At 66.8% G+C, this 12027-nt stretch carries 7 protein-coding genes and 1 tRNA gene; 4 read left to right on the top strand and 4 right to left on the bottom strand.

Annotation, left to right across the window (positions count from 1 at the left end; translation table 11 throughout):
- Nucleotides 1-578: 578 nt before the first annotated feature.
- Together MFF56_RS31305 and MFF56_RS31300 are read left to right on the top strand one after the other, a co-directional pair.
- Nucleotides 579-1100, top strand: a complete 522-nt coding sequence (locus MFF56_RS31305) for a MarR family winged helix-turn-helix transcriptional regulator (protein ID WP_066918237.1) — start codon at nt 579-581, stop codon at nt 1098-1100.
- The gene (locus MFF56_RS31300) at nt 1097-2794 is read left to right on the top strand and encodes an FAD-dependent monooxygenase (RefSeq protein ID WP_066918240.1); all 1698 of its coding nucleotides are present in this window, start codon (nt 1097-1099) and stop codon (nt 2792-2794) included. The genes MFF56_RS31305 and MFF56_RS31300 overlap by 4 nt, the downstream gene beginning before the upstream one ends.
- 399 nt (nt 2795-3193) lie before the next feature.
- Here the strand turns inward: MFF56_RS31300 and MFF56_RS31295 are convergent, their stop codons facing one another.
- Nucleotides 3194-4423 carry a PGN_0703 family putative restriction endonuclease gene (locus MFF56_RS31295; protein ID WP_066918241.1) on the bottom strand — a complete coding sequence of 410 codons (1230 nt, stop codon included), beginning with the start codon at nt 4421-4423 and terminating at the stop codon, nt 3194-3196.
- Nucleotides 4424-5495: 1072 nt separating this feature from the next.
- Here MFF56_RS31295 and MFF56_RS31290 point away from each other — a divergent pair.
- Both MFF56_RS31290 and MFF56_RS31285 read left to right on the top strand, forming a co-directional pair.
- Nucleotides 5496-6224 carry a hypothetical protein gene (locus MFF56_RS31290; RefSeq protein WP_066918243.1) on the top strand — a complete coding sequence of 243 codons (729 nt, stop codon included), beginning with the start codon at nt 5496-5498 and terminating at the stop codon, nt 6222-6224.
- Between the two features lie 116 nt (nt 6225-6340).
- Nucleotides 6341-7357 carry a hypothetical protein gene (locus tag MFF56_RS31285; protein ID WP_156453447.1) on the top strand — a complete coding sequence of 339 codons (1017 nt, stop codon included), beginning with the start codon at nt 6341-6343 and terminating at the stop codon, nt 7355-7357.
- Nucleotides 7358-8070: 713 nt separating this feature from the next.
- On the opposite strand, the gene MFF56_RS31280 is transcribed toward MFF56_RS31285, so the two are convergent.
- From MFF56_RS31280 to MFF56_RS31270, 3 genes are all read right to left on the bottom strand, one after another.
- Complete coding sequence (locus MFF56_RS31280) at nt 8071-8253, bottom strand: hypothetical protein (protein ID WP_066918247.1); 183 nt, start codon at nt 8251-8253, stop codon at nt 8071-8073.
- 681 nt (nt 8254-8934) lie between these two features.
- A complete protein-coding gene (locus MFF56_RS31275; protein ID WP_066918249.1) occupies nt 8935-10698 on the bottom strand; it encodes a site-specific integrase in 1764 nt (587 codons plus the stop codon).
- A gap of 114 nt (nt 10699-10812) precedes the next feature.
- A tRNA-Gln gene (locus MFF56_RS31270) sits at nt 10813-10886 on the bottom strand.
- Nucleotides 10887-12027: the final 1141 nt, after the last annotated feature.

Genomic DNA, 12027 nt, shown 5'->3' with positions numbered 1-12027 from the left:
GCCGGTCCGTCCACATCTGCTCTCTCCTCCGTCCTGCCAGACGGATCGTGTATTGGTGACACGAGACAGATGGGGACGGCCGGCGGAGGACCTCAAACAGGCTCTTAGGTCACGCTCCTGTACCGAGAACTTCGGCGCACCCTCGACCAAGCCTTGCCTCATATTCGCATTCCTCCCCTTCATGCCTCGACGATGTGTTGCCGGACGACGGGCGACCCGTTGCAAGGCGCCATCGGCGCCAATGCCCCGGCCATGGCTCGCCGCATGGGCCACAGGGCCTTTCCAGGCCGGCATCAAGCCTGTGGCCTCGGACTGCGACCAGCACCGTCCGGCGGGCGGAACGATCCGCCTTCAATCTGTCACTCAACTGTCGTTATGACAGCTTACTACCAATTTTGAGGGGCAGCTTTTGTTCCGGCGGTTTGTGGCGCGGCCATCCCTGGCCGGCTTGAGCCACTGAACCAAACTGGCTGGTGGCAAACATGGTCAGGGTTGGAACCGATCACCCCGCGCTGTGTTGAAGCCGCAAAGACAGCAGGCTGTCATTGTCGCAGGTAGATGACAAATCAGGGATTATCATGCGTTCTGCGCTGAGGAAGGCCTCGAAGGACATCGACCGCCTCCGCCGGGCCTGGTCGGGTCTCGCCATCGAGGTGTTTCGCCTCAACGGCGACTTGGTCGAAGGGGGGGACGCGCTGGTGCGCGACCTCGGGCTGACCAGCGCCCGCTGGCAGGTCCTGGGCGCCGTCGCCCTGTCCCCGGTCCCGCTGCCCGTCGCCCACATCGCCCGCAACATGGGCCTGGCCCGCCAGTCGGTGCAGCGCGTCGTCGACGACATGCGCGCCGACGGGTTCGTCCAACTCGAACCCAACCCCCACCACCGCCGTGCGCCGCTCGTCGCAATGACCTCGCGCGGCGCGACCGCCTACGAACAGGCCATGGCCCGCAAGGACCTCTGGGCCGACGTGCTCACCGAAGGCCTGTCGCCCGAGGCCATCGAAGCCGCCGGCACGCTCCTGCGTACGCTCCAGCAACGGATCGGCGCCTCGCACGGACACATCGCAACCATCGCCGCCACACTGAAGGAGTCCCAGGAATGAACCGCGCCGATGCCAAGCAGGGCTTTGACGCCGACGTGATCGTCGTCGGTGCCGGGCCCATCGGCCTGACGACCGGCAACGCCCTGCGCCACCACGGCGTCTCGTGCCTGCTCCTCGAAGAGCGCACCAACGTGAAGGCGTACTCGCGCGCCAACAACCTCTGGGCCCGCCCGCAGGAGCTCCTCGCCGGCATCGGCCTGCGCGACCTCCTGGCCGAGAACAGCTACGCGATCCACACGATCAACTTCTTCGTCAACGGCACCCCGACGACGCCCATCCCCATCGCCGACGTCGCCAGCCCCTACCCGGAGGTGCTCTACAGCGGGCAGGACGTGATCGAGCGGACCCTCACCGACGAGTTCGAGGCGCGCGGCGGCTTGCTCGACCGGGGCTGCACGGTCACCGGCGTCGAGCAGGACGACGACGGCGTCACGGTGGTTCTCAGGCGGGGCAAGGACGGACCGGAGGAGCGGCGCCGCTGCCGCTACCTCGTGGCGGCCGACGGCGCCAAGAGCACGATCCGGCCGATGCTGGGCCTTGACTTCGAGCCCGAGCGGCTGCCGAACTGCATGAACCGACAGGTCGACGCCAAGCTGTCCTGGCGCCGCTCGCAGAAGCCGGATCAGCTCTGGTTCTTCTACTACGAGCGGGGGTTCGCCGGCATCCTGCCTGTCTGGGGCGGCTACCACCGCCTGTTCTTCCTGGCCGACGACACCGGCGTGCCGGATCGCGACCCCACCCTCGAAGAGATGCAGGCGGTCGCCCGCGAGGTCACCGGCGACGAGACCCTGACCCTGTCGGACCCGCAGTGGCTCACGCACAGCCGGTTCCAGTACGGCGTCTCCCCGGGCTACGCGCGGGGCCGGGTCTTCCTGGCCGGCGATGCCGGGCACCTGTCGCTGCCCATCGGCGGCCAGGGCATGAACGCGGGCCTGCACGACGCCGTCGAGATCGCGTGGCGGCTGGCCATGACCCTGCGGGGCGAGGCGGCTCCGGTCATCCTCGATTCCTACGACGGCGAGCGCGGCGGCGAGCACGCCCGGCTGAGCGCCCAGCAGGCGCGCGGGTTCCGCTGGACCGTCTACCGCGGCCGGGTCACCGACACGGTGCTGGGGTTGGCCGCCAAGGCGCTGCCGAACCTGGGCTCGCTGCTGCAGGGAACGGACGACATGCAGCAGATGGGGGTCGAGTACCCGAAGAGTTCGCTGAACGAGGACAGTCTCTCCGGCTTGGCGACCTTGCTGCGGCCGGGACCGAAGCCGGGCGAGCGCGCGCCTGACGCTGAGGTGACGCATCGCGGGGAGACCACGAACCTGTTCCGGTTCCTCTACAACCCGGACGGCCACACCACCGGCTGGGCGCTCCTGTGCTTCGACGGCCGGTCGCCGGACGCGGGAACGTCGCTGCTCGAAGCCGTCCGCGCCGTCGAGGCCTGGCCCTGGATCAAGCCGCGCTTCGTCCTGGCGGGGCCGATGGCCGGCGGCGGGAAGATCCCCGTCCTGTCGGACATGGACGGCAAGGCGCACGGTGCCTACGGTCTTGAGGCCCGCCCGGCGCTGGTGCTGGTGCGCCCGGACGGGCACGTCGCCTTCCGCTGCGAAGCCGACCGGGCCGACCGGTTGGTCGCCTATTGCCGGAAGGCATTCGGCGCGGAGGTCGAACGCTCGCCGAGCGTGCTTGCCGCCGCCGAATGAGGGCGGAGGAATTGCGCGCCGAAGGTGCCGGTCCGACAAGGTCAGGGCCGGCACCTTCCGCATAGCTGAACCGCGAGCCCGCCGCTCGGCGGCAGGCCCGGGACTGGGAACCTTGACCGGCCCATCGTATCAAAGTCCGGCGGGGACAACCGGAGGATGTTGTGGCCGCCGGACCAACCATTCCATGTCGACAGCAGCTATTGGGCTTCAAGCGGTCATTCCGGTGGTTTAGGCCAAAGGTCCGCTGATGGCGCTCAGCCGAACATCCACCCTGCGTTGCAGATGCCGGCTACGAAGGGAGGAGGACCGACGAAGCGGCTTTGTCAGTCGTGGGGCGCAGGGCCGGGTAGGTGCCGCCGAGGTCGGCGAGCACCCGGCGGGAAGGCGGCGGCAGCGCGTTCATGCCTGAGGCTGAACCTGGCTCTGGCCGAGGTCCGGCTTCAGCGCGCCAGCGCGGTTCCGCGACGTGCTCGACTTTGCTGCAGGCTTGGTCCGAGGCCGATTGGACGAAGCCGCATCCGGAGCCTGTGTGCCGTTCGACCGGTCTGGCCCGGCGGCCGAGGCAGCTTTGCCCGCAAGGCGTCGAGGAGCCGGTGGCGCCGGCATGGCCTGCGTGAGAACGAAGTGGGCGACGCGGCCGAGATCGAGGTAGCGGGCCGTGAACGAAGCCGCGAGATCGGTTGCCCCGACGTCACGGATCGCGGCGACCACCGTCTCCAAGGTCAGAGTGCTGAAGCCGACCCGGCCGGGCGCTTCGGCAGGGTCAACGAGTTCGGCGGCGTAGCGCTGGCCCATGGTCTGGACGTGACCGTTCTGAGCGGGCCCAAGTAGGACGAAGTGGCCCCGGCCGTACAGACCGTGCTGCAGCATGAGCTGGCCCAGGACGTGCTCGCGACGAAGCTGTTCGAATCCCGGCCGGGCTAGGACCGCGGCCTCGGGATCGCGGAAGAGGCCGCTGTCCCGGGCGGTCTCGGCGTAGCGGGGCCGCGGCGCCGGGACGGGGCCGCCGGCGCCCTCGGTGTACTTAACCTCGATCGCCACGAAGGCGGGCTCGCCCTCCGGCGTCACGATGTCGATGAGGACATCGCAGGCGGTACCGTCGCCGAAGTAGTCCGGCCCGCGCCGGCCTGGGCTGTGCTCGAAGCGGATGCCGGTGACGGTGCCGACGAAGCCCGGGAGCAGCCTTCGGAACACCGCCGCGGCGCGGGCGGGGTCGAGCGCCAGGGGGACGAAGAGGTTCAGGGTCAGGGCCTGGCTGGACAGAAGGTTGCCCCACAGCCGAGCCTCCTCGAACAGCGCGCCGGGCTCCCTGAACAGGAGAACTTTCCTCACATGGGCGGCGATGGCCGGGGTCAGGAAGGTGGTGCCGGCCCGCGCCGCGGCTGTCGAGAGCCGGGAGGCCAGACGGACGGACTTCGGCCGGCTGATGCCGGGTGTCGTGGACGAAGCGGTCCGGCCCCCGGCCCGGCGCGGCTCCGGGCGGTGCTGCCCGGCCGGCAGACCGTGCTCCTCTCGCCAGAGCGAGGCCAGCAGGCGGCACGCGGCGGCAAAGCGGGTGTCGGTGGAGACGAACGCATCCTGCCGTTTTCGCACGTCCTCGGGCACCAGGGGCACAGGGCGCGTCGGCATCGAAGCAGACGAAGCCGTTGTTCCGATCGGTCCCGTCGGGTGAGCACCATCGGCGGCCGGGACGGGGCGCGTCGGGGCGGTCGCGGTGCGGCGGGATCGGGGCAGGCAAGTGCTTGGCATCCAGGTAAGCTCCGAACACCCGCATCAGCGCGGGCTCGGCTTCCATTCCATCCAGGCAGAGGAAGTTTAGCTTGATCGGCCGACGCGTCCGCCTGTCCCCAGCGAGATCAGCTCCGCTCCTGCTCCGGAGGGGGATGATCGTCTCTCCCTCCCTTTTGTATTTAGCCCGCAACCAGCTCAATCGATAGCTAAACAGCTGATTGGGACGAATTTTCTGCGCGGGAACCTACAGCGTTAGGCGGTCCAAAGCTGATCCGCCCGGTATGGGCGACGGAGGCGCAAACGCTTCGGTGGCGCGTTGCCCCGTTCATGATCTGACGCATTCATGCGCAGTGTAGACGAAGCGGCACGGCCGCGGATGGGCGGGTTGGTACATCCTGCGTCATCACCTGCTCCTATGAGAGCGACAGGGCGAGGCGGGCTTTTACGACCCTGCGGGGGCGGGCGTAGAATGTCAGCTTAACTCTCGCCGTGATTTTAGCTCGGGTGCACGTAGAGGCGCCACTTTCAAGCGTTGTCCTGCATCCCTGATGACGTTTCAATGTCCCGCAGCTCAACCCAGTCGCCGGCTCCTAACGTTCGCGCGCCGGCGTCGAGGGCGGTCCAGTCCACTCTCGTCGCCGGCATAGAGGCAAAGCGACAAGTTGTCGTTTCTCCGAACGCGAAGACCCTCGCAAGCTGGACGTCGATGAGCAAGTGCCCCAGCAGTCAGTAACACCTAAGGTGTCTGCCTCCGCCAACATCGATCCGCAGGAAAGAGCTGTAGCGATGGGCTGTGCCGAACGGTCAGTAGGGTTAGCGCACCAAACCAGACCAGGAATATCAGCAACGAAGGGTGGGTTTATGGTATAAAATCCTAAATCTCCATCTTTCGAACGGCCAAGGTAAGTGAGTTGGGTGGCGCCGGGCTATATGGTGGGCTGACCCGGCGGTCAGCAGAAAAGAGGCTGACATGTCCGAGATCCACCTACCTGTTCCTATCCCCCACGGCCAAGACGAAGCCGACGTAGATCTCATCCTGAAGTTGCGGGAGGCGGCCGCAGAGCGGACCGCCGATGAGCCAGACACCAAGATTCCTGACGATGTTGCCGCCGACTTGGAGCCGCATGCCGCCGCCATCAATGGCCATCTCGTAGGACTTCGCCGCCATACCGTGGCCATTGGCCTGGAGCTGTTGGCCGTCAAGAAGAAGCTCAGGGACCACCCGAAGCCCGCCTTCGGTGCCTGGCTCAAGCGCCATTTCGGTTGGGATGCCCGCACCGCCCAGCGCTACATGAAGGTGGCGGCATTCTGTCAGCAGCACCCGGAAGCGATTGGTTTGCCCGCATCGGCAGTCTGCCTGCTCGCCAGCTCTGGGACGCCGACCGAAGTCCTTGCTGCCGTGCTCGGTCAGCTCGGCAACGGGGAGCGGCTGAAGCTCGCAAAGATCGAGGCCCGCATTGATGCGGCCAAGACCCCTGACCCGATCATGGCGACGGCGATGAAGCAGGATGCGCCGTCCGGGGCGGCCAGGGCAGTGGTGCCGGTAGCTGCGCAAGGAGCGGCGGAGCTGATTCTGTCGCAGATGCGTGAGCACCGCCGCGTGCTGCGCGAGCGCCTCCTCTTGATCGACGGTGAGGAGCTGAAACGGACCCTGCTCGATCAGCTTGCTGACGGCGGCGAGCACGAAGCGTCAGCCTAAGGCTCGCCTTCATCTCAAGAATTGAGGCTGATTGCGAGGCCTCGCAATCAGCCGCCTTCCCTGCGCAGCGCCCGCGTCGTCCAGACGAAGGGCGAAGACTTCATCGGATGATAGCCATGACCATTCTCGACCGTAGCACGCGCATCCTGCTCAACAGCCTTCCGAACCACTCCGTCTACCACGAGGTGGAGATGCCGCCGATGGAGGGCCGCCTTAGCTGGCGGGAGCCGATCCTCTCCGGGCAGACCGCCGCGAAGCTCTACGACGCCACTTCGTTCCTAACTTGGCAGTACGGCCTGCACTTCAACACCCACATCAATATCGGCTTCGGCATGATGGGCCTCAGCGACCGAGCGGCCGCCGCCGCGATGGCGAGGTTCAACAAAGAGATGACGCGTTTCCTGGCGGTGCCGGACGTTGGGCGACAGCGGCGTGGCGGACGCCGACGCTGCGGCACCACGCATCACTACGTCTATGTCCTGGAGTATGGCCGTGACCGCGGCCTGCACGCCCATCTGCTCTGCGTGATACCGCCCGGGATGAAGGCGGCGGCGGAGGCTTATATCCGGCAGTGGTGGGCGCGCGAGGCCAATTTGGTGCCCGCCTGCGCCCGGTGCCGCTTCCCTGAACGTCCAATCCCTGAACGGCCGGAGTTGAAGCCGTACACGAAGGTCGCGCGTGGGGTCTGCCCCGGATTGGCGTCCGTTCGTGGCTGCGGCCGGTACGGCGTGGACACCCTGGGCAGCAAGATGCCGGAGGAGGCGGTCTTGGTCCGGCATCGGCCTCAGGTATCGCCGACGAAGGCCCACCGCCGGCAGATTTTCTGGCTGCAATACCTGTTGAAGACGACGAAGCCTGGAGCCGGTTTGAAAGATGCAGACGGCACGCCGACCGCGCTCGGCCAGATCCTTGCTCTCAAGCTGCGCGCGGCACCGGCGCCGAGCCCGGGCTGCGAGCCTCGCAAGATCTGTGTAGTCCAACTGCACGGGATCTCGAAAACTCTCAGAAGCCAGGCTCAGCGCGCGGCTGGCTTTCAGTCGAAGCTCTGGCCGGCCACGTTCCACGAAGTTTATTCGGGTTGGGAGTGGGATGCCTATGTGGCGCGGACGCGGATGGCGCCACCGACAGCCTGAGCGTCCGACAACGGGGCATCCTCGTCGTTCGCTCCCACAATCGATTGTGGGAGCGAACGAAATGGATTGTGGGAGCAAGGCCAAAAAATGACTCGTTGAGCCAGTCACTTAGTTGGCGGTATCGGGCCTGCGTTTTGCAGGCGGTTGCTCAGCGAGTATAGGCGGGTTCACCTCGGAGAGGCTCATCAGAGGCGACAGCGTTCAGGCTGGAATCGAGCCGAAGGATCGTGCCCTCAGGTCCGGAAGCAGAGACGGCCTCGATTATCGTCGGACGAAGCCAGGTCGGCAACTCCATCCGCAGCGGAGAGACTGTTCGTATGGATGGCGAATTGAAGGAGAAAGTACGGAGGAGAGGCGTACACCATCCCCTCCGCTCCGCCTCCGTCGGAGCGGAGGGGGGGATTGCTTGGGTGAGGCGGAAGAGGATCTCCGCGTATATCGACTTCTGACCAGCCTTCAACCAGCCCGCGCGCGGTTCTTAAGGGGCAGAACTGGTAGCGTTCGCCTCGGCCGCTCCCCGTTGCCGACGAAGTTGGGATCGGCAGCTTCAGGGGGCGAGGCGCCTGGGTCGCGAGCCGAGATCGGCATCACAATCGGACACGGTTCGAGCCGACAGCAAAGAAGGGGCGGCCGATGCCGCCCCTTCTGCCGTGGGTGCGATCTTCACCGCCGTCGCGAAGGGCGAGAGCAGGATGCCGATGCGGACTGATCGCTCAGTCCTCGTTGTAGCCTGGAACGTCCGCCCAGAGTTCCGCCTCCAACTCCGCCGAGGTCGGGCCGCCCGGCTCCGCCTTCGGCAGCCCTTTCAGGGCGGCCTCGGCGAAGGGGTTGCTCGGCCGTTCGGGCGCCGGCGCGCCGGGCGGGCTGATCTCGGTCGTGGTCGTCTCGGCTGCCATCGTGATGCTCCTGAACGAAGGATGCCCCGGCGCCGCGGCCGTGGGCGGGGCCATATAGGCGGGCCCGCTCCGGCGCCTCAGGCGCGGCCGGCTTCGTCGAGGAGAGCGTCAGGAGGAGGTCGTCGGGCAGGCTCGGTGCCGTGGCCCGTTCCAGAGATTGATAGAGTCAGGGTTCGAATTCTTGCTGGTGTCCGAGGCTGTCGGCCCCAGGAACCCTGGTGGACGTTGGAGGAAGGCCGTCTTGCCGCTAGGCAAGGCTTCGCCTTGCGGCGGCGAAGCCAGCTGAGCCTATGCGCTTGGAGGTCAGGAACCCCGGAGCCACGCCATCGGTCAACCGTCGGATCGAGGTGCAACCTTGTGACAGGCAGGCCGGGGTTGGGCTGTCGGCCTTTACGCACCGCTTCCCGCCCTCTCGGGCGGCCAGCGCGGACAGGACCCTTGCCGTGCGATCCGTAGCGGCTCGGGTCGTCCAGGAGGGTGGGAGCGATCCCTTCCTCCATCCTGCGGATGGGCCCTGTCCCGAGCAGCCCGTTGCCGAGCCCGTCCGCTTGTTGCCGATGCCCTTCGGCTTGCGATCCGGCGGTCCCGCGTCAGCTCTGCTGAGGATGGGGACACGGAGCCCATTGGGGGCCTGGCGTATCCCCGAGGCGGGTCAACAGATCTGCAACAGATGCGGGCGGATCATCCAGGCGGGCGGTGAAGGGTCGAGAGATCGACGTCGATGGCGATCGCGTCGATAGCCTGCTGCATCTGCTGCAGGCTGGAGCGCTTGGTGTAGCGCGCAGTCTCGCCTGCCGTAACGTGGCCCGTGACATGATCGACGACGGTGGCGTGGACGCCCGCCTCGTGCATGAAGGTCGTGGCGCTGTGCCGGAAGGAGTGGAAATCGAGGCCGGACTGGTAGAGGCCGACATCCTGCCGGTAGCGCGTGAACGCCTTGGTGTAGGCATGGCCCAGACGCCCGTCGGCGCCCCCGCCCTCCAACTGTGGGAAAAGACGCAGCTCGCCCGCGCGTCGCCGTGCCGCGACCTCGTCAAGCAGGCCGAGGCGGATCAGCTCCGCATGGACGGGAACGCGCCGCGCGGCGGACCGGTTCTTGAGCTTGCGCGCGCCCTTATCATTGATGTCGAAAAACCAGATACCCTCTTTCTGCTGCACATCGGCAACGTGCAGCTGGCAGATCTCCTCCTGGCGCAGGCCGGAGAACACGGCGATTAAGGGCAGCCAGAATTTCTCATCGCGCAGTATCAGCGAGCCTGCCGTTTTCCGTCGCTGCTCCGACAGACAGCCGGTCCAGATCGGCGTGGCGAACAGGCGCGCGAGATCCTCCTTCTCCCACATCTGCCGCTGCTCGGTGGCCTTCTTGGCCGCGCCGAAGCGAAAGCCCTTGAAGATGTTGTCCCCGACCTCGCCACCAGCCTCGGCCGCCTCCCAGAATGTTGAGAGGGCCGAGAAGTGGCGCTTGATCGTCTTGGGGGTCAGGGGCTTGCCCCTGGTTGTCCCCGTATCCTCGGCGTACAGCGCTATGATCTCAGCAACGCTCTTGCCACGGTAGCGCGGAGACTTTGAATAGAGCGCCGGCAAGCGCTCGACCTGCTGCCTGAAGCGGCTCGCATCCGTACGGGTGTAGGCCGCCGTCGCCTTGTCGCCGCAGACGTCAATGAAGAGGCGGAAGGTGGCTCTCGCCTGCGAAGCCGTCTGCCCCTCCCAGGCACCCGAGACGGTCTGCTGCTCGCAGAAGGCCGGCCAAAGTTCAGACAACGGCTTTGATATGGCTGTTTCCGCGGCGACCGGCTCGGAGGTCGATGCGGGGGGCGCGGCAGCTGGGACTGCGGGTGCCGGGGCCGATTCGGACGCCAGCGCGGCCAGCGCCATCTTCAGGCGCCGATCCTTCGGCTCGTGCTCGAAGTCGCCCGCGCAGCGCGCCTGCATCGCCTCGGCGACGTCGATGCCGGCCTTGAGTACGGCCTGGCGCACTTGGTTCCACTCGGCGACGCCGAAGGTGGCCGTCGCGATACCCTGGCGGCGCAGGAGCGAGGCCGCGATCTCGCGGGCCTCGCCGAACCCATCGCCGGCGAGCGCCTCGCGGGCGCGGGCAGCGACCTTTCCATAGAAGTCGCGCTTGGCCGCCACGAGGTGGGAGGGCAGCGGTTGGGCTCGCGCGAGCCGGACCGCATCGTCGCCCTGCAGCACGGATGCGTAGAAATCCTGCACGAGGCGGGAGAGTTCGGTGTCGGTCAGCATCGGCATCGCGCGCATGCCCGTGAACAGGCCCTCGGAGGCGAGATATAGCCGACAGGCGTTCGACCGCGCAGCCCTCGGGTCGATGGTCCCGAGGCTGCGCACAAGTTCGCGCCGGCCCAACCGCTCCCGGAGGTCGGCCGGAACGCGGCGCCGGAAGTAGAAGACCCGTCCGCGCAGGACGAGGTTGGCGAGTCCACCCACACCGCTCCTTCGCCGCCGAAGGCGGCTTGTGTAGCAGCGGTGTGTAGCAGGGGGCCCACACCGCGGGACGGCGTGACCTAAAGCTCAGCGATCAGAATGACTTAGGAAATCAGGTGGCTGGGGGACCTGGATTCGAACCAGGACTAGAGGAGTCAGAGTCCACCGTTCTACCGTTAAACTATCCCCCAATACGGCGCTCGCCAGTTCGGACGGCGGCGTCGAAGTTGATCCCGGCGTCGGCGCCGTAGGGGCCGTTCGCTCGAGTGCGGACCACTTAGGGGCAAAGCTGGCTCCGGTCAACCACCTCTGTCGGCCGGATCGAGGCCCCCGCGCCAAGCCGGTCTGAAATCCGCACCGACCGAGCCGACGTGCGTTCGGCCGTCGTTGAAGCGCGACCGTTCTCCGAAAAGCGGAGCGCCCGATCCATACTCATAGCTCGACGCGACGCAGGCGGAGCGGATCGACAGGTCTTCCGTGCCCCGGCCCGTACGGTCGAGCGGTACGGGCTTGGAATCTTCTCCACCTGAGTCGAAGGGCCCCTTCGGGATCCGTGCATCGCAACGCAGCGCGCTGCGTCATCGGTTCCCGTGGAAGACAGCAAGACAAAGACGGAGCATGAGCCCCGTCGTAATCTGCCAGCTCGCCCGACGGTTAGGACGGGTGCTAACGGGAGGCCCTAAGCGAGCGAAACGGCGGATCGGTCCAAGGTCGCGGAGGCGCCGGTTCCGCAGCGTCGGTCTGTGTCGTGGGTGAAGGGATCGAGCCGGTCGTGAGCGGCTCCTCCCAGGTGAGCTGGACCACGGCAGCCGGAACGGGGAGATTATGCAGATAGCCGCGAGTCGCAGCGGTCAAGCCGATGCCGACCAGCACCACGGCCGCAGCATCCACGAGGAGTTGACGAAGGCTCGGCATGGGCGTGTCCTAGCTGAGCGGACCGGCGTACGGTGGTATGCTTAACGATGTGTTCCGGTTCGCAACTGGCACGCCCTCCCTGCTTTCATGAATAAGACAATGGGCCCATTGGTGGCCGCGCCCTGCATGCGCCGGTCCGGGTCGGATCACGACCACCTCACTGCCGCCGATGCGGCTCCCGTCTTCATGCAAAAACGTATGCGCACCACAGCTGGCTCGCACGCCGATCACCGCGCTGTCATTGATTTTTCGCGTACTCGTCGCATCGGGTGTTGACGGGGCGGCTGGGCTTGCGTAGACAGCGCTCATCGGCGCCGGCCGCGAGAGCGACCCGGGCGCCGACGCTTCTTCCGACAGTTCAGGCAGACGATCTGGCGCGAGCCGGGTGGTCCGCTGTCTTGTCGGCTGAAGGTGTCT

Source organism: Methylobacterium hispanicum, from assembly GCF_022179285.1.
Lineage (GTDB): Bacteria > Pseudomonadota > Alphaproteobacteria > Rhizobiales > Beijerinckiaceae > Methylobacterium > Methylobacterium hispanicum.
Note: the sequence above shows the minus strand (reverse complement) of the source record. Positions and strands in the feature narration are given on the sequence as shown.